This is a genomic window from Ignisphaera cupida, assembly GCF_030186535.1.
Taxonomy (GTDB): Archaea; Thermoproteota; Thermoprotei_A; order Sulfolobales; family Ignisphaeraceae; genus Ignisphaera; species Ignisphaera cupida.
The window spans coordinates 20,003-45,637 of the sequence record NZ_JASNVW010000005.1 but is presented as its reverse complement, the minus strand read 5'-3'; the positions used below and the strand labels follow the sequence as shown (position 1 = coordinate 45,637).

The window sequence follows — 25,635 nt, the reverse complement described above, 5'->3', positions numbered from 1 at the left end:
TGTATCAAAATGGGTTTCAATTGGTGTGACATATATGTGTAGACTACTTCACTTTGTATCTGTTGGAGAATTGAATAATTTATTTGTTGTTGCAAAAGCTTTTAGATTATCTACTTTGCATGATGTTTTTCTTGATGAGGTTAGAAGGGGTAGAAGGTCGCATAACCATGGATGGGGAGCTGCATTTGTCTACATGAAGTTTAGAGAGCTTGGCTTTGGATACTTTAAAACATCTCTTCCGCTACTTGAAGAGGATTTTAGGGGGTTTGTCAGAGGTGTTCCAAGAGGTTTTCACTGGATTCATATGATAATGCATAGCAGGTTAACTGTTTCTGAACCTATAAACGTGTTTAATTCTCACCCATTTCACATTAGCATTCCTGGTAACATTAATCTTTGGTTTGTTCACAACGGCTCTATAAACAAAGCTGTTGTTGCTAAGGAGCTTGGACTTGAAAATCTCTTGGATAGATATGCTGATTCATTTTTTGTTGCTTACTGGATTGCTAAAACAATTGACAGTGTTGATTCATCATCTATCACAAAATCTTTAAAGAAACTTGTTGATCTTGGTGTTGTTGAAACAGCATTGAATTGCGCTGGTATAGTAGTTGATGAGCCTAGCGGCAAAGTAGTTTCGTTTTCTCTGAACTATATTGGGGAAAAGGGTGAGAAAACCAAGAACTATTATCAGTTATACAAAGTGATGCCAAGTCGAAACACAGTTGTTGTTGTATCATCAACAGTTGATTACTATCTGAACAGCTTAGCTGGGTTAAGAGGAACTCCTCTGGAAAATGGAGAGATTGTTGTTGTGGAAGTAAAGGATAATGCACTTGTTGTTGAAAATCAGAAAATCTAGTTCTATTCAAAAAACCAGTAGAATATTAGCGAAGCAATAGACAAAGCCATTGCGAAAACCCATTTAGTAATATCATGTCTAATAACCTTGTACCCATCTAAAGGTGGTATTGGCAAGAGATTGAAGAATGCTAGAAACGAGTTCACATAGCCAACAACAGATGCATATACAGAAACACCATGAATTTTTGTTAATGGAATGCATATAAGAGAAATAATGGCATTTGTCAAGGGACCTGCAACAGCAATGCTAGACTCTATAGATGGTATGTAAATAGGCATGTAAATCTCTACAGCACCTGGAACAACAAAAACAATTGATCCACGAGAAGCTATTGAAAGTAGAAGAGATATTAAAAGACCAAAATACCACGCTTTATAAGCAGCAAAAACACCCTTTGATCTAGCAACATTTCTATGGGCAAGCTCATGAAAAACAAATGCTGTTATTGTTGCAAGCAGATATGCTGTAGTCATTTTGTAGTTGAATGAGATTAGGTACTGAAAAGAGAATGCTATAAAAACTACAGAAGCGGATATGAATAGATCAACAAGCTCTCTAAAATTCATAGGTAATCACATCTTCAATAATCTGTTAAATGCCTTTTCATCACATCTCAGATCCAGGGGTACTCTTCACACAAAATCTAATTGTGTTTACACAAGCTTTAAAGCTTTCTGCAAAAACATGACAAATTGTATCTTCTTGAAAAATGATTTATGCAAAACTTATTAGTTTTGCTGAATCTAAATACTATTGGATGAGGTGGGAATATTGAGTAGTGCAGGCGAGGCTCTTGCTAGGCTATGGTCTTCATTTGTTGATTTGTTGCCTAACATAGTTGCTGCAATAATATGGATTGTTATAGGTGTTGTGATTGGCTACATAGTTGGGAAAATTGTGAATAAGGTTATTGACAAGTATGTTGAAAAGCCTTTGTCTAAAACGGATATTGGTAAAAGTGTTTTGGCTTTGGGGCTTGACCTATCTGATTTGATAGGGGGTTTGACAATGGCTTTCATCATAGCTCTATCACTTGTTGTTGCCATTGGCTATATTCCTCTTGGTGGTGATGGCGGTGCTTTGATATATTCTGTTGTTGCTTACATACCCTATTTGATTGGGGGTGTGGCTGTTATAACCCTAGGAATTATTCTATCTATAATGCTTTCAAAGTATCTTGGCTCAACACTTTTGAGAAGCTGGGGAGAGTCATACAAATATCTAATTAGCTTAATAGAAAACACCATATTAATTGGCTTAGTAGCAATAATGCTTACAGTTGCATTCTCACTCTTTAGACTTCCATCAGAAATGATCTATCCTCTTCTTGTAGGTGTTGTTGCAATTGCAATGGGCGTTATAATAGTGATTGATGTTTCTAAGATGATAATTCAGGAGCATCCAGATTTCAAAGCTGTTGCTCCATATCTTCAATTCATTGTTGTTCTAGCCTTTATACTAGTTGGCTTAGCAGCAATATTTAGTAGGTATGGCTATGTAGGAGATGTTTTGAAGATGCTGTCAATAGGAATAGCAATAGCCTTTGGAATAGTTCTCATACCAATAGCTTTCTACTTAGTTAAATCAGTTTTAGCTGAGATAAGAAAGTAAATTCAAATCACATCATTTTTTATCACATAAATTTTTATTGTTTTTCCTTGAAAACTTAATTGGTGCAAGTAGTTGGAGGATTTGCTTTTGCATGCATTGAAAGTTGCTGGAGATATGGGGGCAAGGTATGCTGAGGCTAGATATCACAGAATAGAGTCTTGGGGTGCTAGCTCTAGAAATGGCTCTATAATTTCTGGCTATAGCGAGTTGTCTGAGGGTATAGCAGTTAGGGTTTTGGTTGATGGTGTTCTAGGGTTTGCATCAACAAATAATTTGAGTAGAGAAGGTGTTGTGGAAGCTGTTCGAATTGCTGTTTCCAGGGCAAAGGCACATGCAAATATTGCTAAACAGGCTGTAGAGTTTTCAGATGCTAGACTTGGGAGAGCGAAATACTCTGTTGCTCCACTGAAAAAGTTTTCTGATGTTGACTTGGGAGAGAAGCTTAGAATACACAAGGAGTTCTGGAGCTCTGTGTCAAAGGTTGTTCAAGAGGCTAAGGTTCCTGTTGCAACACTTTCATATAGTGAGTGGATAGAGAATAAAGTTGTTGTTAATAGTGATGGTGCATATGTTGAAAGCTTTATTCCAAGAATCTCGATATATTACAACATTGTTGTTCACCATCCGCAGAAGGGGTATATTCAGAGGTTTGAATCTTTTGGAGCATCTGGAGGCTTGGAGTGGTTAAGCAAGTGGAACATTGTTGAAAGCAGTGCTGAAGAGGCGAAGAATCTTGAGAAAGTGCTTCTAACAGCTGTTGAGCCTCCGAAGGAGAGCATACCAGTTGTTGTTGGTAGTGAAATAGTTGCTTTAATAGTTCATGAGAGTTGTGGACATCCAAGCGAAGCTGATAGAATACTTGGTAGAGAAGCTGCACAAGCTGGAAAAAGCTTCATAAAACCAAATATGATTGGCTATGTCATAGGAAACAAAAACGCTACTGTAATCGACGACCCAACGATTCCTGGAAGCTACGGGTTCTACCTATACGATGATGAAGGTGTTGCTGCAAGACCGCGCTACCTGTACAGAGAGGGGGTTATAAACGAGTTTCTGCAAAACAGAGCAACTGCAAAGGTTTTTGGTGTTGAGAGCAACGCAGCTGCGAGAGCAATGGACTATGCAAGCGAGCCTATAGTGAGAATGGCAAACACATATCTAAAGCCTGGTGACCACAGGTTTGAGGAGCTTTTAGAGGATGTAAAGCTTGGTGTTTACATTAAAAGCTATATGGAGTGGAATATAGATGATGAGAGGTGGAGCCAGAGGTATGTTGGTTTAGAGGCGTATCTCATAGAGAATGGGGAGTTGACAAAACCTGTTAGAAACCCTGTTTTAGAGTTAACAACAAAATCTTTCTACAGCAACATAGATGCTGTTGGAAAAGAGCTTAGATTCTATGCTGGAACATGTGGAAAGGGAGAGCCCATGCAAGGTGTTCCCGTGTGGTTTGGAGGCCCGGATGTTAGGTTGAAGAGCATTAGACTTGGGGTGATAGCATAGTGTCTGTGGAGCTAGATCAAATATCAAAGCTTGTTAACGAGCTAATTAAAATGGGTTTCGAGGAAGCTGCTGCAAAGGCAACTCTATCCAATGTTGTAATGACTAAAATTGCTAACAGTAGTGTTAGTGTTGTTCAGAATTGGAGAAGAGTTACAGTGGATTTGTATCTAGCTAAGGAGAGGAGAATATTTGTTTTAAGGTTTGAGCCAAAGAGTTTTGAAGAGCTTTACAAACCAGTTGAATCAATTTTGTCAATGTCTCGAACAGTTGAGGAATCGCCTATTTACGCACCATTGCCAGAGCCAAGCAAGATTAAATATGTTGAGGAGGTTTATGATAAAAGCATTGTTAGTGGTATGGAGGATATAGGCAGATTGGCTGAGAGGGTCATAGAGGTGGCTCACAGGGAGAGGATAGATAGTGTTGCTGGAATGCTTCAAATTGGTGAAGCAAAAACTGTTTTAGCAACATCGAAAGGAGCTTTGCTAGAGGAGAGAAAAACATTTCTCCAAAGCTATTTGAGAGCATTTGCAGAACCTGATGGCAGTGGGCAGTGGTGTTTCACATCAACATCTCTAGATGTTAAGGGGCTTGAGTCAATGGCCTTTACAGCATCTAGATATGCTGTAGACTCTAGAAATAGAAGTGATATCGAGCCAGGGGTATATGACATTATTTTAAGTCCAATGGTTTTTGGCAATTTGCTTGAATACATAGTGTCTATGGCAACAGGTTTTGCAGTTATAATGGGCTGGTCAATGTTTATGAAGAATAAGCCTGGGGATAGAGTTGCATCAGAACATCTAACTGTTTTGGATGAACCAAGAAACAGAGAGTTGCCAAACTTTAGAAGTTTTGATGACGAGGCTTTGGAAACATTCAACAAGCCAATTATAGAAAATGGTGTTTTGAAAACTCTTCTACATAATACAAAAACCGCTAAAGCATTGAATGCAAGTTCAACAGCAAATGCTGGCTGGATAAGCCCAGAGCCATGGAATATTGTTGTTAAGCCAGGAAATACATCACTAGATGAAATGATTTCTGAGGTTAGAAGAGGAATTCTGATAACAAACAACTGGTATACGAGACTACAAAACTATGTTGAAGGAATATTCTCAACAGTTGCCAGAGATGCGATATTCTACATAGAGAATGGGAGAATAGTAAAACCAGTTTCCAAACTTAGAATAGCAGATAAATTCACGAACATACTCAACAACATTGAAATGATTGAAAAAAGCTTATACAACATTCAGTGGTGGGAAGTTTCAACACCCTCAAAAATACCCTATGTTCTCATAAGAAACATTAACACATCAAAACATGTGATATAACTTCACACAAAATCTGTAAAACATAACAAGTTTTTATCATATTACTTGCTCATGAGAACAACTTCTGTATCGTCTTCACTCATTTTGAAGAGATGAAGATACGTACCCCAAACAAGAACATTCTTAATTACCTCATCATTTATTCTCTTATAATGCTTCTCCACAATACTTATGAACTCTTCTCTCGATATTTTCTTCCTATTCCTCAAAACTGTGTATATTTCGTGTAGAGGCTCAATTTTATTTGCAATAACAGCTTCTCTAAGCAGCTTTCTAATCTTTTTCGAGTCAGCTTCAGCAACTTTTCTACCAAAATCTGTTAGTTGCAAATAGCCATTTTCATACTTCATAAGATTCAAAGCTTCTGCAACATCTATAGCCTTTGGCAAAACATCTATTGATTCACTTGTTATATCACCAATGTACATTGGATCTGCCAAACCACCTAAACTATACAACGACTCAACAAGACCAATAATGTGATCTGGTAAAACATCGCGTGGTATAAGATGAGGGTTTCTATTTGATTCTTTTGACACCTCTCACGAACACCTATTATTAGCAACTATCTAAAGAGCTTTTTAAATCTATGTTTCACAGAAGCAATATAGAAAGCTGTTAGGTAGGTTGGGAAGTTGGATGTAGTGCTTTTGTTATTGGCTTGTTTAGCGAGCTTTGGTAGAATGGTTTCTGCATACATAATCTCGCTTTTTGTTGCAATCTCCATAGGGATTTCAATGGCTAGAAGAAAAGCTGTTGAGTCTATTCTACTACCTGTTCTAGATATTTTACAATCTATTCCAATACTTGGCTTCTTCCCAATAGCAATAGTTGTGTTTGCCACAGTTCTTCCCAGAAGCATTGGGTTGGAGCTTGCAGCTGTGTTTCTCATAGTCACAAGTCTTCTATGGAACATGATATTCGGTGTTTACACTGCTATAAAGTCTTTGGATCCAAGTCTATTCACAATGGCATCTGTGTATAAAATGGGTTTGTTCTCAAGACTTGCATACATCTATGTGCCAGCTGCAAGAGCGGCAATCGCGGCTAACAGCATTATTTCGTGGGCTGGTGGATGGTTCTTCTTAACATCTGCAGAGGTTATAGCCACTGGTTCCGAGGAGTACAAGCTTTTTGGTATTGGTTCTTTGATAATGGATTTCTACAGCAGTGGAAAAACAGTTGAGTTTTACATAACCCTATCAGCTCTTTTCATAATCATAATAATCTCCTATATTTTGATATTCAATCCAGCAACAAACTTTGCTTCTCAACAATATCTACTGCCAGCATATAGCAAACCCTTTTACTACATCTACAAACTTGTTTCATCCATTTGGAGCTTTCTAACATGGCTTGGAATAAAGCTTGAATCGAGAAAAATTGGTGTGCATTCTGCAATTGTCTTGGTATTTACGTTAACAGCAATGCTAATGCACTTGAACATGTTTGTAAGTATTCAAATAGATTATTTCCCTATACTCAATTTTGTGTACAACTTTTTATTGTCTCTTGCCAGGGTTTCACTAATAGTTTTGCTTTCCTTTGTTTTAACAATTGGCATTGCCTATCTTGCACTAGTTAGGAGGTGGGGACCAGCAATAGCCATTGCAGGTGAGTTTCTGGCTTCTATACCAGCAATAATTTGGTGGCCTCTTCTATCACCACTAATAAGCACTTTGCCCTGGGTTGTATCTTTCATAGTATTTCTTCAGGGGTCTCTATGGTATGAATTTTTTAGTGTAATTCTATTTGGTGTTCCAAAGATTCGTAGCGAAATTCTCGATCTTGCCAAGATATATGGTGTTAAAGGGTTTAACTACTTTAGATACATATTAATACCATCTCTAATGCCTTCAATAGCATCAGGTGCTTTAAGTGCGTGGGGTGGTGCATGGAATGCTACAATAGTTGCAGAGTACTTTGCTAGTGCAACTGGTGTTGTTGATCTTGGTGGTGTTGGCTCAATGCTAAGCAAATATGCGGATGAGGGAAGATTTGATCTTGTTCTCTACACTGTTTTGCTATGGTCTTTAGCGATAGCTGTTTTAAACAAGGTTGTATGGTCTAGAATACTTAAACAAGTTGAAAAATCTTTTTTGGTTGAGTAGTCATGGCAACTCTTGTAAGTCTTATAAATATTGTTAAAAGCTTTGGCGAAAAAGGCAAGGTTCTAAGAGTGTTAGATGGGATTTCTCTTGATATTGGCGAAGAGTTCATAGCTATTCTAGGCCCATCTGGATGTGGAAAATCAACACTGCTTAGAATTATAGCAGGTGTTGAGAAAGTTGATGAGGGTGAGGTGAAATACCATGGTAGTGTAACATATGGATTTGTTTTTCAATCCCCAACGCTTTTACCATGGCTAACAGTAATAGACAATGTTGCATTGCCACTAATTGCGAAAGGAGTTGATAAGAGGGTTGCTAGGGAAAAGGCTTTGAAGTATCTATCCCTAGTTGGTTTGCATGGATTCGAGGATTTCTATCCACATGAGCTAAGCGGTGGAATGAGACAAAGAGTGAACATTGCTAGAGCTCTTGTTGTTGAACCAACAATTCTTTTAATGGACGAGCCATTTTCACAACTAGACCCGTTAACAGCTGAGGCTTTGAGAGCAGAAATATTGGATTTGTGGCTTTCTGGAGTCACAACAGTTAGGGGCATTGTCATGGTTACTCACAACGTTGAGGAAGCTGTTCTAATGGCTGATAAAATAGTTATTTTAACCCCCAGACCAGCAAGAATATCTAAAATAGTTGAGGTTAAGCTTAGAAGACCAAGGGATAGAAGATCGAAGGAATTTCAAGAAACTGTGGATCTAGTATATGAGTATGTTAGCTAGGTTTCAAATCTCTTTTGAATCAACTGACAATGTGTTACTTAACCTCAATTCCTCTTGCTTTGAGAGAATCGGCCAATGCATTTGTTTTTGCTATTGCCAAAGTCATTGAGGCTATAACCACATGAAGAATGTATCTCAGCTCTCCAGCTCCCTTAGCTCTGTAAGCAGTTGAAATATCTATGACTTCTCTCAATGTGTTCATAAATATTACTAAAAACAGGTATGGCAATGTCCATTTTCTAAGCATCGAGGGGTTTGTCGTAGAAGCGATCAACAATATTGATGATAGTGATGAAGCTGCTAGTATTGTTGCCTTGGTAACACTCTCTATGCTTCCACCAAGCAAAAAAGCTATTGCAACCATTGTTAAGTACAGAAACATGGCTGATGATGCTATGTACAAAGCTGTTTTCCTCAAGCCCAGAACAGCTACGAGTATTACAAGACAAGCTGCGAAAGCTGTTGACACTATCAATTTTGTTGTCAATGGAATAGCTATTGAAGCTATGAAGAGAGCTGCTTTTGCAAATAGAAACTGTTTTGAAAGCAGATATTTCGAAGCTCTAAACCTGTACTCCAAAACCTCTTGAACCACAGACACTATCACATATAACACCCCTTGGAACAAGACCTGATTCAATAAGCTCATCATCGCTTAGACTATTCCACTTACCACTGAATTTCACTATTCCACCATCTATGATTGTGTATGTATCGGGTTTGAGGAGACTTGCATAGAAGATTTCGTGAAGAGTTACAATAATTGTTTTTCCTCTTCTCCTCCCATAGTTAACAAGCTTAATAATTGCCTCAACACCATCTCTGTCCAGATATGTAAATGGCTCGTCGAGAAGCCATATCGGCTGGTCAGCCACTAGAATAGAGGCCATTGAAACTCTCTTCGCCTCACCACCACTCAAAGTTGATGGGTCTCTACCCATAAGCTCTTTTGGAACAAGCAACTCAACAACTTCCCAGTTACCATCAACACCAAGTATCCTCGTTATAGCCTTTATCTCATCCTCAACAGTTACCTCTATAAAGCCGTAGTATGGGTTTTGCCAGCAATAGCCAATAAGCTTAGCAATCTCTTTTCTGCTAAAACTTTTAATACTCCTCCCACCAACAAGAACATCACCATCAAACTTAACAAGATTTGCCAACGCCCTCAAAAAAGTTGTTTTTCCAGCACCATTTCTACCCAAAACAATGTGAACACCACTACCGAAACTTGTTGTAATGTTTCTAAGCACCACCTTGTTTCCAAAGAAAACACTAAGATTTCTTGTTTCAATAATCAATGTCTTATCACACTGCAAAAACCATTGCCTGTCACTAGCTTAAAAGTTGATAATCTTTAACTAAAGTGTCTTGAATTTACTTAAACACCTTGTTATAAGTTTTGAGAAAAATACTTTCTAACCCTTGGAACAAGCAAAAGAGCACCTATCATTGTAGCTACAACATTTCCTGTAAACACTAGTATAAACAGCTGTAGGGGGTTACCAGCTCGGAATATCAAACCAAGCAAAATAAATCCTATGTCAAATCCAACAATAGTAGCATCTAAAACCGCTATTATAGGTAATAACTTTTTTCTATAGCCAACTAGCTTTCCAAGCAACCAGTTTACAATACTATAAGTAAAGGTGCATAGAGTTCCTATAACCATGTCTAATACGCCATAAGGCGATACAATATTTCCTATTAAAGTGCCTAGTGTTAGACCAGCAACACCTTCAAGGCCAGTAACATATGTTATAGGCGATAAAATATCTGCTACTCGAAACTGTATTGGTCCAAAGCTAATTGGTTGAAGACCTATGACAAGAGCAGCATATATGGCTGCAAGTACTAGCACCGATAACACTTTTCTTGATATTTCAACTGATTTAGTTAACCAATGAGTTGTCTGCATCATGTCGTCATCACAGGAATTTCTTTTCTACCATCTATATTAACTATAAGTTTTTAGTAACACTACATATTGTATCTATATATTGGGAGATGCTATGAGTGAGAGAGAGGTTGAAAGTGTTACAGTGGCTTCTTCAGCTAGGCTTCACTTTGGCTTTTACAACTTCTTATCTGATAATGTTGCATGGGGTGGGGCTGGGATAGCTATTGATAATCCAAAAGTTATTGTTAGAGTTTATAAATCTTATGAGTTTAAAGTAGAGAATAAGACAAACATTGATGTTTCTGATGTTGTAAATAAGGTTGTTGAGGGTCTTGGGATTAGGGATGTTATTATAGAAATTGTTGATGTCTATACTAGACATGTTGGACTTGGCTTAACAACACAGCTAGCACTATCACTTGGCTATGCAATATCTCTTCTCTATGACCTTGGACTCGATGTTAGACAGGTTGCCTATAGAGTTGGTAGGGGAAGGTTCTCAGGAATTGGTGTAGCTTCTTTCGAGCTTGGAGGATTCATAATCGATTCTGGAAGAGTTGTTTCCCAAAATGGTTTTGTGCCTCCTCCTTCAACTGTTGACGATATTCCATATGCGATATACAGACAGAGAGTGCCAAGAGGGTGGATATTCAACATCTTCATAGTTAAAAATGCGAAGAACTGTGGATTGGGGGAGTACTCTGAAAAGGTTTTGGAGGACCCAAGGCAAATACCAAAAGATGTTCAGATTGAGCTTTACAAAACAGTTTTACACTACATACTACCAGCTATTGCAAAAAAGGACTTCAATGTTTTTGCAGCTGGTTTGCAGAAATTTCAAAAGCTTGTTGTAGATGCTTTTGAAAAGTTTTTCGATGTTTCTATAAACTGTGAGGAAACAGATCATGTAATCAATTTGCTGAGTAAATATGGTTTGAAGAGTGTTGGGAAAAGTGTTTGGGGGCCAATGGTATATGGATTATACGAGTACAGCTATAGAAAATGTGTTAAAATCTCAAATATTGTTGCTGAAGAGCTTAAGGAAAGAGGTTATAGCATTGAAAAATATGTTACACATCCAAAAATAACAGGTGCTTCGATAACTGTTGTTAGAAGTAGAAAAACCAAGACGTGGAAAATCATTGCATAGCCGAAGACTTTTCTGCATAAATTCTGCATGTTTTTGCCCCACCCCTTAGGCTATAGGCTTTTAAACCCTTTTCCCTAAGCTCCTTAGCAATAACATAGCTTAGAGCACCAGTTTCACATACAATAACTATGGGCTTGTCCATAGGCATGTTGGAGAAGTCTGCTTTGCTAAGTGGAATAGCATTTGCTATTGGCTCTTCAAAAACTTTTTCACTGCTTCTAGCATCTATAACAATAGCGTTGCTTGGTATGAAATCTATTTCAATATCTGTTTCAGGTATTACACTCTCTGGATTTGCCTTTAGCACATTAACAACTATTCTACTATTCAAAGCTTTGTCAACAATGGACAGATCAAGACTTTTCAGCTTCTCGGAAAGGTTTTCTAGTGTTGATGCTGTAACAACTTTTGTTGGGGCTATTGCACATGCCTCAACAACTTTTGCTGAAAGCTCGTAGAGTCCAAGCTTCTTTGAAAAATCTATTATCTCCTCCTTGTCAAATCCTATCAATGGTCTTAGAATAGGTTTTGAAGGCTTCAAATAGCTTTCTATAGCCTCTAAGTTTTTCAGTGTTTGGCTTGATGCTTGCCCAAGAGATTCTCCAGTAACAATAGCGTTGTAGCCAAGCTCACTAGCAATTTTCTGAGCTGCTATGTACATAAGCGTTCTTAAAGCAACTTGTCTATAGCTCCACTCAACATTTTTTACAATCTCCTTCACAACATCTCTAAAGTCTATTGCTATAAACTTTGGGCTGTAGCCATAGAGCCAATCATATGAAAGCTTTTTAGCAACGTTGAAGGCGTAGTAAGTTGATTGAAGAGGTCCTAGAATGAAGTGTAGAAAATCTATTTCAACACCTCTTTTAGCAGCATACCAAGCAGCAATAGGAGAATCAAAACCACCTGAGAACATGACAAGAGCCTTTCCCTCAACACCAACTGGAAACCCTCCAGGACCCTTAACAGAGTTTTTGTATAGAAATGCTTTCTGACCCCTAACCTCAACCTCAACAACAACCTCTGGATTATTGAGATCAACACCAGATGAGAAAGGCTTTAAAAGAGCACCAGCTTCTCTAGCAACATCAAGTGATGTGAAGTTGTGACTACCGCTTCTCTTAACTCTAACAGCAAATCTTTTACCAACAACAAAGCTCTTGGCGTTTTCAGCAATCCACTTAACCAAATCACTTAAATCATTGAATGTATAGCTCAAAACCTCGCCAACTCTATGAACACCAAAAACCTTTGAAACGGTGTTAGAGACATCAACATCTGTAACAAGATAAATCTTAGCCTCAACAACACTCAAATCAACTACCTTGCCACCAGATCTCGAAACAGCATCGCGAATACTTCTAGCCAAGGCATTGAAAAATCTTGGTCTTGTCCTACTAGACTTCAACACAACCTCGCCAGACACAGTAACAAGATATTCCCTCAAAGCGTTTCTCACCACATAAAAACAAGAGCTGCTATGCCAAATCGCAGCCCAACACCTATTCACAATTTCCAACACTTTACAAAAACTAAAAACGTTTTTCACAGTAGTGATTCAACTACTAAATTGTTAAAAAGCAAAGCTTTTCTAGTTAAACTTGGCATAGCTACATGTATTGCTAGGTGCTTTACCATGTTCCTAATCGGCTGTCCCAGGGACTGTTACGATACCTGTGGTCTAAGGGTTTATGTTGATGGTGGTAGAATTGTAAAGGTTTTGCCTAATGATGATATCTATACCCAGAGCATTTTATGTCCCAGAGCTGCTGGTGATGCAAAAAGGGTTTATTCTTCTAATAGAGTTCTCTATCCAATGCTTAACACAGGGAATGGATTTTTCAAGAGAATTAACTGGGATGAGGCTTTGGATATTCTTGTTTCAAAGCTTAAAGATGTTATTGATTCTCATGGTGTGGAAAAAGCTATTTTTCTTGAGTATGCTGGTAACAGAGGTTTGCTATCTAGATATGCTAGTAGAAGGCTTTGGTACTTTCTCGGCGTTACCCAAACAGATAGAAGCATATGTGCTTCTAGCGGGCAGCAAGCACTTGAGCTTATCTATGGATCTGCCTACGGCATCTTTCCCAATGAAATTGATAATTTGAATGCTGTTGTTGTGTGGGGATCTAACCCAGCTGTTAGCGCTATTCATTTGTGGAGAAAAATTTTGAATGTTAGGAGCAGAGGGGGGAAGATAATAACAGTTGATATTAGATTATCTGAAACAGCTAAGCAAAGTACTCACTTCATTAGGGTTAGACCTGGTTCTGATGGCTATTTGGCTTTGGGCGTTGCTAAATATCTTGTTGAGCACAATTACGTGGATAGAGACTTTATCAACAGGTATGTCTATGGCTTTGAAGAATTTGTGAAGCATTTAGAGAACTACAGTATGGATATTATTGAAAAAGTTACTGGTGTGTCGAGAGAGGAAATAGCTAGGTTTGCAGAAATTCTTGTTAGTTGCAAGCCTTTTGCCATATTCATTGGTTATGGTGTTCAGAGAAGGTATGGTGGTGGTGAAATAGTTAGATCCATAGCAGTTATACCAGCTTTGTTAGGAATTCACAGAGGATTTTACTATTCCAACACCGATGGTCTTCCAATAAACTTGTCGCTTGTTGATGGAAGCAGCATGTGGAGACCTAGAAAGGTTGTGAGTATGGAGAGGGTAGGTAAGGAGATATTCAATGGAAACTACAAATTTGTTTACATCAATGTCCACAACCCCGCAGCTACTTTGCCTAATGCAAGCAAGATTGTCGAAGGTTTTAAGAGAGATGATGTTTTTGTTGTTGTTCACGATACGCACTGGAGTGATACTGCAAAGGTTGCGGATCTTGTTTTGCCTGCACCAACATTTTTTGAAAAACTAGATGTTGTCTTCAGCTATAGCCACAACATTGTCTATTTGAATAAGCCTGTTATAGAGCCTTTGGGAGAGTCTTTAGGGGAATACCAGCTAATGTGTGAAATAGCTAAGAGAATAGCTCCAAGCTTCTACCAAGAGATTTGCCTAGATCCATACAAAGTATTTGAAATGGCTTTTGGTGAGGAGATTCTTAGAAAGCTTATGGAAAATGGTTTTGTAGAGCTAAAGCCAAAGCCTAGAGATGAGTATCAAACACCAACAAAAAGAATAGAATTTTATAGTACAACAGCGGAGAAAATGGGTTTACCACCTTTGCCAACACCACCAAAAGGAGATTTTGCTGAGGATGAAGAGTTCATACTCATATCCTCAGCACATATACTTTACACACATACCCAATTCGAAGAGGTTTATGGCCCAATTCCAGGAGAGCTTCACATTAGCTTAGAAGATGCGGAGAAGCTGGGGATAAAAACAGGTGATTTGGTTGAGGTATATAACGAGAAAAACTCTGCTGTGCTAAAAGCTGTAATAGACCATGGCTTAAGCAAAGGTGTTTTATGGACACCAAGACAGGCAAAAACAGTTGATGGCAAAAGAGTTAATGTTCTTCTTGATGATGGTGTTGATAGTTTTGGTGGATCAGTTCTAAACTCTACAAAAGTTAAAGTAAGAAGAATTGGCACATCCTAAAAGCATTGCTTTAACAAATAAACCAGTTACATTAGCAACATTTGTAAATGTAGATACAGCAAAAATTTGTTGAGAATAGCCTCTAAAATTTGTAGGGTCTATTAGATGAGTATAGATGTTTTAATATCATAGCATCTATACTTGTATCTGTTGCCGCCTTAGCTTATTGGCTTAGCAAAAAGTTTTCAGAGATAGATTCAAGATTTAAGCAAATAATTGATAGATTGAATAGATTGGAGAACGCCTTTAAAGTATTTACAGAGCTGCTTCTATCTCTGCTTGAAGCTAAAAATGTTTTAACATCAACTGAGATTCTCAGTATTAGAAATGCTGTTAAAGCTTTTCTGCCTTCAACTAGCTCAAAGTACTATACTAAAGAGGTTTGTGAAAAACTTGTTCAGCTTCTTGATAAAGACTTGAATGACTATACCATGGCAGATGTTGAGGAGATGAAGAAAATTGCTGATTTAATTGAGAAGGAGGGTTATGAGAGCAATAGAAAGGATCTTGTTGAGTATTCCTACAAACTAAGATTCTTGGCAATGCTGATTAGAGTTGGTGTTATATATCCCAAGCTGAGACAGGTGAAGAAGCTTTTTGATTTTATAGTTAAGTGATTTGCTGATAAGGTGATTAGAGAACTTGTGAACTTGTTTAACAAAACATAGTTTGTTTTCATAAAATTTATAAAGTTCTTATATATACGCAAAAGTAATACACCTTTTAAGCAAATATTTATTTGATCCGGACATGCCTCAACATCTTATCTCTATTAAGAAACATGAAAAAGGTTTTGTTATTAACTTTGTAGAGTTTCTCGATAGTAAGAGAAGTCATGGTGTGCAAATAAGGTTTCTATCATCAAATACTGTTGAAATTTATGGTTTTGGAGATGGTTTTCCAAGTCCATTGAACATGTTTCAAAGTAATGGCTTTTGGCACTGGGCTACTGTTAGATATGATAATGTTGAAAAGATTTTGAAGAGTAACATATCTTGTGAGGATATAGCCTATCATCTATACACTATCGCATCTCTATGCAAAGATCCTGTTGTTACTAATTTTATACAAAAGTTTGTTAGGAGCTATTCAATGCATGGAAGAGTTCACTGCATAAACATGCAGATTACTTAAATCTTGCAATCTCCTTTAACCTGTTTGGCCATGGAGCCAAGGTGTATTTTTTAAGCCACTCCACATCTATTCTACTACTCTTCAAAATCTGCAAAACCTTATCGATAAACTCTTTGCTTATCAAACCCTTTTCAGCTGCTGGACACTCCAAATCGAGATACAAAACCTTTTCACCTGTGTTGAAATCGTAGTAGAGTAGCAAAGGCCATAACCTGCAATCAAATGCTCTTTGGCTATAGACTTTGCAAAATCCTTTCTCATCTAGAAATGGACATGGAGCTCCATTTCTAGAGCCAATAGCTTTTACACTGCCAAGTGGTGTACTAACCTCAAATGCAACACCCTTGAAACTCTCTTCTTCCTCTGGCAGCAACACTGCATAGAATCTTCTACAGCAATTCACTTTACAATCCTTGCAAATATTTCCAAAATTCACAAACGAAAGTTTTTTAGCTAAATCACTACTCATATGAATATCAAAACACATTATTGTCTCATCTCCTGCTATTTAAGCTATTGTAACATAGAGTTGTTGATAATTCATCGAAATCACAATTACTAGAATTGTTCAACAAAGCTATAAGATTGTGGTGTGGCTAAGAGTTTATAGCAAATACATATTTATCAAAAACCTGTTTCTTGAAATAGGGTTTTTCATAGCAAAATAAATTGCGTGTAACAAGCAAACTATTTTTGAAAGTATTTGCTTTTGAGGTGTTGCTAAGGATATGGAGAAACTCAGACTATTGTCATATCTAATAGCTTCTGCTATTCCACTTGAGGTTGCTGCTTATCCCAAGCCTGGAAATGTTCATAGGCTAAGGGATTTTAGCGATACAAAATTCGAGGATTTTCTAGTAACAAGTGTTGTTGGTGAGTACTATGTTTTTAGAGCTGTTAGAAGAGGGTGTAGAATGGCTTTGAAGAAACCAAGCAAAGTCTCTGTTTTTGTTGGGGATCTTATAGAGGGTATGGTGAGAGACTATAAGATTGTTTCTGGTGGTGGCAACACATGTCTTGGCTCATCACTTTTGTTACTTCCAATAGCTGTTGCAAGTGGCTATGTGCTTTGTTTTGAAAGCTCAACAAACATAGATTCTATATGCTTAAACGCCAAAGCATTTTTGCAAAAGTATTCAACTGTTCAAGACTCTATACATTTCTACAACGCGATTAGGCTTGTTACTCCAAGCTACATTAGAAAAGAGGATTACACTGATGAGTTTCCAAATGTTTGGGATGTTGAATACTCTAAGAAGCTTAGAAGAGGAGGGTACACGCTGTGGAAAATTCTTGTTCACAGTGCTGAAAAAGATGTTGTGGCTAGAGAAGTTGTTGAGGGTTATCCAAGATCTAGAAGAAACATGGTGTTTCTCAAGGAGAGAATCAAGCTCCATGGAAACTGGAATAGAGCAGTTATTGAAACATACCTCTATCAATTGTCAAACGAGCTAGACACTCTCGTTATAAGGAAACAGGGACTTGAAATAGCTAAAATGGTTTCAGAAACAGCTTCAAAGGTTTTAGAGACTTGCCAAAAGGATGAGAAGCAATGCGAAAGCATTTTAATTGAATTTGATAAAAAGCTTGGTGAAATGGGTGTAAACCCAGGTTCCACAGCAGATATAGTGGCATCGACAATAGCTCTCTATGCAATAAGCAAAGGAGGTTCAATAACAAGAATCTAAATAATTTCAAATGCTAAATAGTGTTGAAAGTTAGAGCACACTGTGGCACAACACTTGATAGTGTGTAGATTGGTGTTGTGACTAGGCATGAAAGCATAGATGTTATTCTATATGCTATTTCCAGCTTAGCTCTCTTCCTTTCAGAGGCTTGCAAATGGTTTTTTAGCCAAGGCTTTGAATATTTTCCAACAACATTTCCAAAGTCCATACCAGCTAACAAAACCTTTTGCGGTTTGAATGCAAGTGCTATTGCAAGTGCCCTATCCCCATCGGTGAACCCACCAAAATTTAGAACTGGGTAGATTGGCTCAACCTGTGTTGTAACCAGGAAAGCTCTACCGCTTCTAGAAATCCACTTAATAAAATCTGTGAAAACAGGTATGTTATCGCCATGAGCATGAATAATAGCTAAAGAGCCTTTTTCAACAGCAAGTTTTATGTAGTTCAAATCACCATCAAGATCAGTTGCTATCACATGTGGATATAGACCAACCTCAACAAGAGCTTTTGTAGCACCATCAGCAGCTATGAATATAGAGTTTCTCCACTCAAAACTCTTCTCAACAAAATCAATGTGACTCTCAAGACTAGGCCCAGCACCAAAAACAACAACGCTTTTCCCAATAATCAAAGACCTTAGAAAATCGGTTGGAGGCTTAGCTGAATAAACATAGCTATGGGCTATGCGAGTAGCCATAGAATCAGCTCCACGGTCTATACCAAGCAAATCAACTATCTCCAGGTAAACACTCCACCAATCAGCAAAGCTTCTAAAAACAGATATGAAGCCCTCCATACGCTTTCAAAAAACTAGATAATGTAGCTAAGATTATTAGTTTAGATTCATTTGCTTAACTAAATGAGATTGGTGTTGAAAAATGGCTTTGGAAAGCAACATTAACTCAGCTCTTCTCGAGCTTGGTTTCTCGGAAAACACATATGCTGAGACTGTAGCACTTTTTCTGTGGAACAGTAATAAACATGTCATGGCGCTGGGTCTGAGGTTTAGAAACGGTTTTTTGTATAGCAGAGTATTCAAAGGATCTAAAATGTATGAGGTTTTGAGGAGTAGTGAAAAAGCTGAGAATATTCAATGCATTGTCTGCATATCCTCAAACCCTGTGCTATTCTACAATGCAGTACTCAATAAAAGTGAGGTGCTTAAGTGCTTCGAGAATTTAGAGTGTTTTAAAAGCTTTTGCGACGCCTCCATCGAAACTGTTGTCGCTAATTCTATTGTTAGTGATGAATTTGTTGAGGTTTTTCTAAAGCCTATTAAAATAGGTATTTATAGGAGGATTCCAAGGGTTTTCACAAGAGCTTCTGCAGCTATTATAGAGGCTCTTGTGTGGTATACTAAAATGGTTTTTGCTGATGAGAGTAGGAGAAGAGAGTATTTGAATAGGATACTGATGCTAAGAGATGTTGTGTATAGAAGTAGTTTGAACAAGGTCTATAGAGAGATTATAGATGATGTTGTTGTGCATGCTCAAAGCTATGTTAGCTAAATTTTTATCTTCTGTGTTTAGATATGTGATTGGTGTTGAGAATGGTGTTTGAGGCTAAGAGAGTTGTTGGTATAGATCCTGGCACCAAGAGCTTTGATGTTGTTTGTGTTGAGGGTTCGAGGGTTGTTTATGAGAAGAGTATTGATACTGTGGAGCTTGTTAAGAAACCAGAGCTTCTTATTGATGCTGTTAACGAGGTTGGTGCAGATTATGTTGTTGCACCATCTGGCTATGGAGTACCTGTTACAAGAGGGGATGAGGTTTTCGATGCTGAGAAATTCACTATAGAAATTCTTTTGCTTAGCAGTGAAGAGGATATAAGGAGGGGTTTTGAGCTTGGCGAGATAGGTGCTCAGGTATATGTTGCTATGGCTAAACTGGCCAAGCATATTGTTGGTAGCTACGGTTCAAGAGTTTTCTTCATACCATCAATTGTTTTGCTACCAACAATTCCATTTTACAGAAAATTGAATAAAATTGATATGGGTACTGCAGACAAGCTTGCAGCAACATTCATAGCTATACACACATTTGCTAAGGACAAAGGCATTGACTATAGCGATGTGAATATAATTGTTGCTGAGCTTGGCTATGGATACAACGCTGCTATAGCTGTTGAAAATGGTGAAATAGTTGATGCTGTTGGTGGAACAACAGCATCTATAGGAACACTAACAGCTGGTTCTCTCGATCTCGAGATTGTTGCTCATGCTGGTAAGTGGGAAAGATGGGATGTGTTCTATGGAGGTATATTCCACTTTGCCAAAGCCTATGACCTAAACATTTTTGTTAAAGCCTATGAGAATTCTGAAGAGCCTTTAGCATCACTATTCACATCATTTGTTGAGGGCATTGCCAAAGACATTGCAAAAGTGAAAACAGTTTTCAAGAATCCAAAGAAAGTTGAAACAATTGTTTTAACTGGTAGACACAGTAAAGTGCCTTTGGTTGTGAAGCTTTTGAGGGAGTATCTACCAGATATGGAGATAAGGCCTTGTGGAATGCTAGAAGGAGCTTCTATAAGCAAAGAGGCTGGGCAAGGCTATGCAGCTATTGGTGAAGGTCTTGCTGGTGGCTATTTCTCAAAACTTGTTAAGCACATGGGCATAGACAAGGCTTGTGGAACTGTTGCAGATTATGTTGCTCATCCAAGAGCTGAGGAATTCAAAAACAATTTGGTTAAGAGGTATAAGGAGCTTGTTAAAAACCCAAGGCTATGCAAATAGCTAGTCACCACCAAAAACAATTCTCTTAACAGTTTTGTATAGTTGCTCAGGTGATGAAACAACATATGTTTTTTCAATTTTCTTCAAAAGCTCTATATTCCTCAAATCAGTTTCCCTTGGTCTCAGCTCCACCTTCTCCCAACACTTAACAGCTCCATAAATACAGCTATGAACACAAACCCCACAGCCAATACAAACACCTAGATCTATTCTTGGTAAGCCATCAACAATCTTTATAGCTTTTACAGAGCAAGCCTCCTGAGCACTACACCTACCACATTTAGTATACAAACAAATATTTCTGTCGATGTAGCATGGTGTTTCAGTTACAACAACCCCCTTCTCATTTGGCATATCCGTGGGAAGAACCACAACAGGCACTCCACTCTTAACTGCTTGACTAAAAATTGCAGAAGCAACAGAATCCGCAATACCATGAACAATCTTAGCAATTGTGTTGCTTGTTGCAGGAGCTATAACAACAACACTATATCTTCTTCTATTCAATCTTCCAATGTAGTACATGCCCTCATCACCAACAAGAATCTCCTCATAGTATCCACCACCAGCAACAAGTCTAATCTTTTGCAAAACACCAAAAATTCTAGCAACCTCATAACCCCACTTAGTAAAGAACACAGTTACCTTGGCATTTGTTTCCCTCTTTATTTTAACCATGTAGTCAACAACCTCCCTCAAATAGGCTCCACCACCAGTTAAACACCATGCAACGGCCAAGGCAAAAACCCTTTGAATTTCTGCAAAATCAGCTAAGCACTATAAAACATATTAAGTTTTATCTCAAGAACCTGTTTTGAGAAGTTATGAATAATCAAATCAACTGTGTTTTTGTTGAGTCTTCAGCTAGGCTTCACCTAGGATTCTACAACTTTTTCACAGATGGTGTAGCCTATGGCGGTCTTGGCCTAGCTATTGAAAAACCAAAAATTGTTGCAAGGGTGTGTAAATCTGATGAGCCTAGGGTTGTGAATAGAACAAGTGTTGATGTTTCTGATGCCATAAGCCATGTGCTGTCTAGACTTGGTATAAAAAATGTTTTTGTTGAAATTTTAGAGGCTATACCTAGACATGTTGGACTTGGCTCAACAACACAAACAATGCTTAGCATTGGCTATGCTGTTTCGAAGCTGTTTGGATTTGGCTACGGTGTTGAGGAGCTAGCTGTTCTTCTTGGTAGAGGAAGAGACTCTGGAATAGGTATGGCAACATTCAAATTGGGTGGATTTATTGTTGACTCTGGTAGAAGAGTTGGGGAAGGACCTGTGGAAAAACCAGCTTCTGTACTAGATTTGCCAAAGCCCATATTCAGATGCGACTTTCCAAGAAATTGGAGCATAATTGTGTTTATTCCAAAAGGTAGAAGGGGGTTTGATGAGAAAAGCGAGAGAAAAGCTATGGACTATCCACAGCCTCTTCCAAAAGATATTCAGTTTGAATTATACAAACTTGTTTTGCTTCACATAATACCCTCTATAATGAGCAACGATATCAACACATTTGGAAAAGCATTAACAAAGCTACAGATTGTTGTTGGCGAGTACTTCTCCAAGTACCAAGGAGGCGTTTTCTGCTGTGAAGAATCAGAGCACATAGTCAACGCAATGCTCAAATACGGAGCTAAGGGTGTGGGGCAAAGCAGCTGGGGACCAACAGTATATGGCATTGTTGAAGATTATTCAAAAGCTGTTGAAATAGCATCCAAAGTTGCTAGCGATGCTACAGCAAGGGGATACACAATCACATATAATGTTGTTGCAGCTAGAAACAGAGGAGCTTCGCTAGTATTCGAGTAGCAAGTTGAGAACATGGGTAGGGGCTTCATCACAAGTCAGAGGGGGGCAGGACCCAACAGCTTTTGATTTACATCAAAAAATGTTTCTAGGTTTACACTTTTAAAAATTTATAAGCAGATCAGCAACTGTATTGATCATGTGGAAACAGCTTGGTAGCTTCCTCAAGATTTTGCATATAGTTGTTGCTACGAGTTTGGTTCTAAAAGCTTTTTCAACTCATTTACTGTGTAGCTAGCTTCTGCACATAGATCATATGGATGTATGCTTTCAAAGCTTTCAACTTTTACAGTTATTCTTGTATTGTCATCGACTTTGTCTTTAATTATAGAGTAGATGTTGTATATGGCTTGGCGAACAACATCCTCAACAAATTTTGGTGATTCAAAAGCTTTTTTAACAAGTCTATACTCATTAACACGCTTCAAAATTGTGAAGAGTGGTGCTGAAAATGCTTTTAATCCAGCAACTGCAACGTCTCTTATATCAACTGTGTTTCTATTTGATGTAACAACAATAAGCATTTTTGCTCTTTGGCTATGGGATGGAACATAAACACTTTGAATATTCTCCATGTGTGAAAAAACCTGTTGTGCACAAGGACAAACGGTCATACCCTCTAACCCAACACCAATTTTGAACTCTGCTTCACCACCTCTACTCTTCTTAACTGTTATCAATATTTTTATGGGTATCAAATCCTCTATCCCAACATACTCATCGCGATAATCAAGAAGATAAACAGTTTCCAGTTTTGCCATTGCTCTTAGAGCATATCCATGTCTATTGAGCAAAACATTAACAAGATTCTCCAAAGCATTTTCAACCTTTGCAAAATCCCTGTACTCTATATCGGCAAAGGACTCTACAACAGATTCTGCAGATCTTGAAACATGTATTCCACGCTGATTAGCTGGTAAATCAATGCATGCAGTAATTTTTGAGTCTAGGCAAACTCTTCCACTTTGGGAGCTCTTCAAGCAAATTCTTCTGTAGAGATTCTTCACACATACTCTATCTATTGGTATTGGCATTCTCGGCTGCTCTTGCTGAACATCAGGAATTTGGCGCATACCAAGAGTCAGTATCCTCACCTTTTTATGCAAAGCGTAAATCGGCTTATAAATCATTTGCATATGAAAGAAAGCTATAAGCAGGTTTAAATAGAGGCAAAGCGATTTTGTGGCTGGGGATTTTCGTGGAGAAAAGTGATGTTGCTGCAAAGTATTTTTCGCCTAGGGTTAGCGATAGGGAGAGAGCTGCTTTTGAAGCTGGAATAGCAATTGGCATGGCTATTCACCAGTTTTCGGGAATTCCAATAAGGTTTGAGGAAGAGGCAAGGCTTCTAGAAAAAGTTATTGAGTATGCTATTTTGTCTCAGCCATTTAAAAGTGAGGCAAGGGTTAGAATAAGCATTGATATTCCAAAAGACTACAACCCCTATAAATATTCAACTCTTAGATCTAGAAACATGGACATAAGTGTTGTTGTTAGATATGGCAAAGCCTATGTGAAGGCTCGTTTAAGGTATGTTCCAGAGCTTGACTATAGCCTAGCCTATATAGAGGATATTGGCGAAGTTGATGAGAAGGAAGCTAAATAGCTATATGTTGATGCTTTGCCAAAAGGAATTGAATTCAATAAGAATATATGTTTCTCTTTCCCAAAAACTGTAGAAGAAAAAAGTTTGTGTGAGCATCGTGGCTAGAATACTTGTTGTTACTGGGAGATTGGCTGAGCCAATTGTTAGAAAAGCTGTTGAAGCTAGTAAAACAAAGCATTTTGTTGAAGTTTTTGTTGCACCAATAGATGTTGCTGCTTTTATGACAACTGAGTACATAGCTAATTTGCTTAGGGCTAGAAGCATAGGAAAAGACATGTATGACTATATTTTGATACCCGGACTTGCAAAGGGCTCTGCAAAAGTTATTGAGAATGCCATTGGTGTGAAAGCTGTTAAGGGATGTGTAAACGCTGTTGATTTGTCTGAGCTTCTGAAGCTAGATGATTTAAGCATGTTGTCTAGTGAGATTCCTGCAGATGATGTTATTCAGAATATGCTTGTTGAGAGAAATGCGAAGCTTTTGAATGATCTTGAGAAAAGCATTGGGCAATGTATTTACGTTGGAAAGTTGTGTATACCGATAAGCCCACCGCCAATAAGAGTTTTTTCTGAGATTCCATTTGCTCACGAGCTTCAAAACAATGACTTGTACAAAAGGGTTTCCTATCTGGTTGAAAGTGGTGCTGATGGTATTAGCCTTGGTTTTGAGGCTTTGAATCCAAGACCAGATGATGTCTATAGAGTTGTGAGGTTTTTGAAGAGAGAATTTGATGTGCCTATAGCGATAGATACTGAGATTCCGAGTGAGATTGTTAAAGGTGTTGAAGCTGAATGCGACATGGTTATAAATATTCATCTAGGTAACATAGACAAGGTTGAGAGAAGTGTTAAAGACATAGCTGTTGTTGCTATACCCAGAAATCCATCGACAAACTCAATACCGGAGAAGGTTAGTGAAAGAGTTGAGCTTCTATCAAAAACAGTTGAGTATTTGAAAAGCAGAGGAATTGAAAATGTTTTAGCAGATGCTATTCTAGATCCACCAAGCTCAACATTCAACTCAATGCTAGCCTTCCACAAATTCAAAGAGCTGCATCCAGAAATACCAATGTTTATGGGTATTGGAAACGTTGTTGAGCTTATCGATGCTGATAGCATTGGTGCAAACGCCTTGCTTGTTCTACTAGCCCAGGAAATTGGTGTTAGCACTGTTTTAACAACTGAGGCAAGCACAAAGACAAGGGGGTCAACAAGAGAAGCGAAGATAGCATCTCAAATGGCGACACTATCAAAAATCCTTGGCACACCCCCGAAAAACCTTGGAATATCACTTCTAATACTAAAAGATAAAAAACGCATTGAAACACCGCTTGAGGAAACAGGAGTAGAAACAGTTATTGCATCAGAAGAGGAGAAGCAGTACCCTCTAGACCCAATGGGAATATTCAAAATAGCTGTTGACCATGAGGAAGGCTATATAAAAGCTTTGTACATAGGAAGAAAAGGCAAGATACTGATAAAAGGGAAGACAGCAAAGGCAATCAGAAATGAGATACTGTCAAGAGGATTAATATCATCACTATCACATGCAATATACCTAGGAATAGAATTAGCAAAAGCAGAAGAAGCATTGAAACTAGGAAAAAACTATGTTCAAGAGCTACCACTATTCCAAATACCAAAACCAATCACATCACCAAAACACCCTCAATCATAAATATACTTTCAACTCCATTTTTTGAATTCTGAATCCACAAAACATAAAGCAATAGATTTTTAAGCCATTCAACTCTACTCTCATTCCATACATGCAATGCAGGCATTGCCAAGATATATAAACCCTTTAAAAGTTTTTATGAAACCATAAAAATTTTCTCTATGTGTGCAATTTACTCAACTCTTTTACAAAACTCTCTATGATCCAC

At 38.0% G+C, this 25,635-nt stretch carries 26 protein-coding genes; 16 read left to right on the top strand and 10 right to left on the bottom strand.

What is annotated here, in order from left to right; genetic code table 11:
* The first annotated feature begins 34 nt into the window (after nucleotides 1-34).
* Nucleotides 35-862 (top strand): class II glutamine amidotransferase, encoded by an 828-nt coding sequence (locus QPL79_RS07585; RefSeq protein ID WP_285274207.1) that lies wholly within the window; start codon nucleotides 35-37, stop codon nucleotides 860-862.
* Nucleotides 863-864: 2 nt separating this feature from the next.
* Here the strand turns inward: QPL79_RS07585 and QPL79_RS07580 are convergent, their stop codons facing one another.
* On the bottom strand, nucleotides 865-1,431 hold the full coding sequence (locus QPL79_RS07580; protein ID WP_285274206.1) for a M50 family metallopeptidase: 567 nt from the start codon (nucleotides 1,429-1,431) through the stop codon (nucleotides 865-867).
* 205 nt (nucleotides 1,432-1,636) lie between these two features.
* Between QPL79_RS07580 and QPL79_RS07575 the strand changes: the two genes are divergently transcribed.
* The 3 genes from QPL79_RS07575 (at nucleotide 1,637) to QPL79_RS07565 (ending at nucleotide 5,316) form a co-directional block, all read left to right on the top strand.
* Nucleotides 1,637-2,476 carry a mechanosensitive ion channel family protein gene (locus tag QPL79_RS07575; protein ID WP_285274205.1) on the top strand — a complete coding sequence of 280 codons (840 nt, stop codon included), beginning with the start codon at nucleotides 1,637-1,639 and terminating at the stop codon, nucleotides 2,474-2,476.
* Nucleotides 2,477-2,548: 72 nt separating this feature from the next.
* The gene (locus QPL79_RS07570; protein WP_285274204.1) at nucleotides 2,549-3,979 is read left to right on the top strand and encodes a TldD/PmbA family protein; all 1,431 of its coding nucleotides are present in this window, start codon (nucleotides 2,549-2,551) and stop codon (nucleotides 3,977-3,979) included.
* A complete protein-coding gene (locus QPL79_RS07565) occupies nucleotides 3,979-5,316 on the top strand; it encodes a TldD/PmbA family protein (RefSeq protein WP_285274203.1) in 1,338 nt (445 codons plus the stop codon). The genes QPL79_RS07570 and QPL79_RS07565 overlap by 1 nt, the downstream gene beginning before the upstream one ends.
* 41 nt (nucleotides 5,317-5,357) lie before the next feature.
* Here QPL79_RS07565 and QPL79_RS07560 read toward each other — a convergent pair whose 3' ends face one another.
* A complete protein-coding gene (locus tag QPL79_RS07560; protein ID WP_285274202.1) occupies nucleotides 5,358-5,855 on the bottom strand; it encodes an AAA-associated domain-containing protein in 498 nt (165 codons plus the stop codon).
* Nucleotides 5,856-5,960: 105 nt separating this feature from the next.
* Between QPL79_RS07560 and QPL79_RS07555 the strand changes: the two genes are divergently transcribed.
* Nucleotides 5,961-7,427 (top strand): ABC transporter permease subunit, encoded by a 1,467-nt coding sequence (locus QPL79_RS07555; RefSeq protein WP_285274250.1) that lies wholly within the window; start codon nucleotides 5,961-5,963, stop codon nucleotides 7,425-7,427.
* Between the two features lie 2 nt (nucleotides 7,428-7,429).
* Nucleotides 7,430-8,161, top strand: coding sequence for an ABC transporter ATP-binding protein (locus tag QPL79_RS07550; RefSeq protein ID WP_285274201.1), 732 nt, complete (start codon nucleotides 7,430-7,432; stop codon nucleotides 8,159-8,161).
* Between the two features lie 34 nt (nucleotides 8,162-8,195).
* Here the strand turns inward: QPL79_RS07550 and QPL79_RS07545 are convergent, their stop codons facing one another.
* The 3 genes from QPL79_RS07545 to QPL79_RS07535 form a co-directional block, all read right to left on the bottom strand.
* Nucleotides 8,196-8,768, bottom strand: a complete 573-nt coding sequence (locus tag QPL79_RS07545; protein WP_285274200.1) for an energy-coupling factor transporter transmembrane component T family protein — start codon at nucleotides 8,766-8,768, stop codon at nucleotides 8,196-8,198.
* Nucleotides 8,725-9,462 carry an ABC transporter ATP-binding protein gene (locus QPL79_RS07540; RefSeq protein WP_285274199.1) on the bottom strand — a complete coding sequence of 246 codons (738 nt, stop codon included), beginning with the start codon at nucleotides 9,460-9,462 and terminating at the stop codon, nucleotides 8,725-8,727. Before QPL79_RS07540 ends, QPL79_RS07545 begins: the two co-directional genes overlap by 44 nt.
* Nucleotides 9,463-9,554: 92 nt before the next feature.
* A complete protein-coding gene (locus tag QPL79_RS07535) occupies nucleotides 9,555-10,079 on the bottom strand; it encodes a QueT transporter family protein (protein ID WP_285274198.1) in 525 nt (174 codons plus the stop codon).
* A 94-nt stretch (nucleotides 10,080-10,173) separates the two neighbouring features.
* Here QPL79_RS07535 and QPL79_RS07530 point away from each other — a divergent pair, with 94 nt between their 5' ends.
* Nucleotides 10,174-11,211, top strand: coding sequence for a beta-ribofuranosylaminobenzene 5'-phosphate synthase family protein (locus QPL79_RS07530; protein ID WP_285274197.1), 1,038 nt, complete (start codon nucleotides 10,174-10,176; stop codon nucleotides 11,209-11,211).
* On the opposite strand, the gene thiI is transcribed toward QPL79_RS07530, so the two are convergent.
* The gene (thiI, locus tag QPL79_RS07525) at nucleotides 11,201-12,658 is read right to left on the bottom strand and encodes a tRNA uracil 4-sulfurtransferase ThiI (protein WP_285274196.1); all 1,458 of its coding nucleotides are present in this window, start codon (nucleotides 12,656-12,658) and stop codon (nucleotides 11,201-11,203) included. The genes QPL79_RS07530 and thiI overlap by 11 nt on opposite strands.
* A gap of 189 nt (nucleotides 12,659-12,847) precedes the next feature.
* On the opposite strand from thiI, the gene QPL79_RS07520 reads away from it, so the two are divergent.
* From QPL79_RS07520 to QPL79_RS07510, 3 genes are all read left to right on the top strand, one after another.
* Nucleotides 12,848-14,779 (top strand): molybdopterin-dependent oxidoreductase, encoded by a 1,932-nt coding sequence (locus QPL79_RS07520; protein WP_285274195.1) that lies wholly within the window; start codon nucleotides 12,848-12,850, stop codon nucleotides 14,777-14,779.
* 233 nt (nucleotides 14,780-15,012) lie between these two features.
* Nucleotides 15,013-15,396 carry a hypothetical protein gene (locus tag QPL79_RS07515; protein WP_285274194.1) on the top strand — a complete coding sequence of 128 codons (384 nt, stop codon included), beginning with the start codon at nucleotides 15,013-15,015 and terminating at the stop codon, nucleotides 15,394-15,396.
* Between the two features lie 133 nt (nucleotides 15,397-15,529).
* Nucleotides 15,530-15,913, top strand: coding sequence for a hypothetical protein (locus tag QPL79_RS07510; protein WP_285274193.1), 384 nt, complete (start codon nucleotides 15,530-15,532; stop codon nucleotides 15,911-15,913).
* Here the strand turns inward: QPL79_RS07510 and QPL79_RS07505 are convergent.
* Nucleotides 15,906-16,400, bottom strand: a complete 495-nt coding sequence (locus QPL79_RS07505; RefSeq protein ID WP_285274192.1) for a YkgJ family cysteine cluster protein — start codon at nucleotides 16,398-16,400, stop codon at nucleotides 15,906-15,908. The two genes, QPL79_RS07510 and QPL79_RS07505, sit on opposite strands and share 8 nt — an antisense overlap.
* Nucleotides 16,401-16,641: 241 nt before the next feature.
* Between QPL79_RS07505 and QPL79_RS07500 the strand changes: the two genes are divergently transcribed.
* Nucleotides 16,642-17,601, top strand: coding sequence for a triphosphoribosyl-dephospho-CoA synthase (locus tag QPL79_RS07500; protein ID WP_285274191.1), 960 nt, complete (start codon nucleotides 16,642-16,644; stop codon nucleotides 17,599-17,601).
* A 13-nt stretch (nucleotides 17,602-17,614) separates the two neighbouring features.
* Here QPL79_RS07500 and QPL79_RS07495 read toward each other — a convergent pair whose 3' ends face one another.
* Nucleotides 17,615-18,397: a 6-hydroxymethylpterin diphosphokinase MptE-like protein gene (locus QPL79_RS07495; RefSeq protein ID WP_285274190.1), complete on the bottom strand. Its 783-nt coding sequence runs from the start codon at nucleotides 18,395-18,397 to the stop codon at nucleotides 17,615-17,617.
* 82 nt (nucleotides 18,398-18,479) lie between these two features.
* Here QPL79_RS07495 and QPL79_RS07490 point away from each other — a divergent pair, with 82 nt between their 5' ends.
* Both QPL79_RS07490 and QPL79_RS07485 read left to right on the top strand, forming a co-directional pair.
* A complete protein-coding gene (locus QPL79_RS07490) occupies nucleotides 18,480-19,109 on the top strand; it encodes a DUF447 domain-containing protein (protein WP_285274189.1) in 630 nt (209 codons plus the stop codon).
* Between the two features lie 41 nt (nucleotides 19,110-19,150).
* Nucleotides 19,151-20,335, top strand: coding sequence for a DUF1464 family protein (locus QPL79_RS07485; RefSeq protein WP_285274188.1), 1,185 nt, complete (start codon nucleotides 19,151-19,153; stop codon nucleotides 20,333-20,335).
* On the opposite strand, the gene QPL79_RS07480 is transcribed toward QPL79_RS07485, so the two are convergent.
* Nucleotides 20,336-21,073 (bottom strand): flavoprotein, encoded by a 738-nt coding sequence (locus tag QPL79_RS07480; RefSeq protein ID WP_285274187.1) that lies wholly within the window; start codon nucleotides 21,071-21,073, stop codon nucleotides 20,336-20,338.
* Nucleotides 21,074-21,159: 86 nt separating this feature from the next.
* Between QPL79_RS07480 and QPL79_RS07475 the strand changes: the two genes are divergently transcribed.
* Nucleotides 21,160-22,149, top strand: coding sequence for a beta-ribofuranosylaminobenzene 5'-phosphate synthase family protein (locus tag QPL79_RS07475; protein WP_285274186.1), 990 nt, complete (start codon nucleotides 21,160-21,162; stop codon nucleotides 22,147-22,149).
* 185 nt (nucleotides 22,150-22,334) lie between these two features.
* Here the strand turns inward: QPL79_RS07475 and QPL79_RS07470 are convergent, their stop codons facing one another.
* Nucleotides 22,335-23,282, bottom strand: a complete 948-nt coding sequence (locus QPL79_RS07470) for a GTP cyclohydrolase, FolE2/MptA family (protein WP_285274185.1) — start codon at nucleotides 23,280-23,282, stop codon at nucleotides 22,335-22,337.
* Nucleotides 23,283-23,344: 62 nt separating this feature from the next.
* Here QPL79_RS07470 and QPL79_RS07465 point away from each other — a divergent pair, with 62 nt between their 5' ends.
* Both QPL79_RS07465 and QPL79_RS07460 read left to right on the top strand, forming a co-directional pair.
* Nucleotides 23,345-23,749, top strand: coding sequence for a dihydroneopterin aldolase family protein (locus tag QPL79_RS07465; RefSeq protein WP_285274184.1), 405 nt, complete (start codon nucleotides 23,345-23,347; stop codon nucleotides 23,747-23,749).
* 97 nt (nucleotides 23,750-23,846) lie between these two features.
* Nucleotides 23,847-25,427, top strand: coding sequence for a dihydropteroate synthase-like protein (locus QPL79_RS07460; RefSeq protein ID WP_285274183.1), 1,581 nt, complete (start codon nucleotides 23,847-23,849; stop codon nucleotides 25,425-25,427).
* Nucleotides 25,428-25,635 lie beyond the last annotated feature (208 nt).

What these genes read in the sequence shown, in the direction of transcription:
- QPL79_RS07585 (WP_285274207.1), top strand. Translation starts at nt 35, where the DNA reads ATGTGTAGACTACTTCACTTTGTATCTGTTGGAGAATTGAATAATTTA.
- QPL79_RS07580 (WP_285274206.1), bottom strand. Translation starts at nt 1,431, where the DNA reads ATGAATTTTAGAGAGCTTGTTGATCTATTCATATCCGCTTCTGTAGTT.
- QPL79_RS07550 (WP_285274201.1), top strand. Translation starts at nt 7,430, where the DNA reads ATGGCAACTCTTGTAAGTCTTATAAATATTGTTAAAAGCTTTGGCGAA.
- QPL79_RS07535 (WP_285274198.1), bottom strand. Translation starts at nt 10,079, where the DNA reads ATGCAGACAACTCATTGGTTAACTAAATCAGTTGAAATATCAAGAAAA.
- QPL79_RS07530 (WP_285274197.1), top strand. Translation starts at nt 10,174, where the DNA reads ATGAGTGAGAGAGAGGTTGAAAGTGTTACAGTGGCTTCTTCAGCTAGG.
- QPL79_RS07520 (WP_285274195.1), top strand. Translation starts at nt 12,848, where the DNA reads ATGTTCCTAATCGGCTGTCCCAGGGACTGTTACGATACCTGTGGTCTA.
- QPL79_RS07510 (WP_285274193.1), top strand. Translation starts at nt 15,530, where the DNA reads ATGCCTCAACATCTTATCTCTATTAAGAAACATGAAAAAGGTTTTGTT.
- QPL79_RS07505 (WP_285274192.1), bottom strand. Translation starts at nt 16,400, where the DNA reads ATGTGTTTTGATATTCATATGAGTAGTGATTTAGCTAAAAAACTTTCG.
- QPL79_RS07500 (WP_285274191.1), top strand. Translation starts at nt 16,642, where the DNA reads ATGGAGAAACTCAGACTATTGTCATATCTAATAGCTTCTGCTATTCCA.
- QPL79_RS07495 (WP_285274190.1), bottom strand. Translation starts at nt 18,397, where the DNA reads ATGGAGGGCTTCATATCTGTTTTTAGAAGCTTTGCTGATTGGTGGAGT.
- QPL79_RS07490 (WP_285274189.1), top strand. Translation starts at nt 18,480, where the DNA reads ATGGCTTTGGAAAGCAACATTAACTCAGCTCTTCTCGAGCTTGGTTTC.
- QPL79_RS07485 (WP_285274188.1), top strand. Translation starts at nt 19,151, where the DNA reads ATGGTGTTTGAGGCTAAGAGAGTTGTTGGTATAGATCCTGGCACCAAG.
- QPL79_RS07475 (WP_285274186.1), top strand. Translation starts at nt 21,160, where the DNA reads ATGAATAATCAAATCAACTGTGTTTTTGTTGAGTCTTCAGCTAGGCTT.
- QPL79_RS07470 (WP_285274185.1), bottom strand. Translation starts at nt 23,282, where the DNA reads ATGCAAATGATTTATAAGCCGATTTACGCTTTGCATAAAAAGGTGAGG.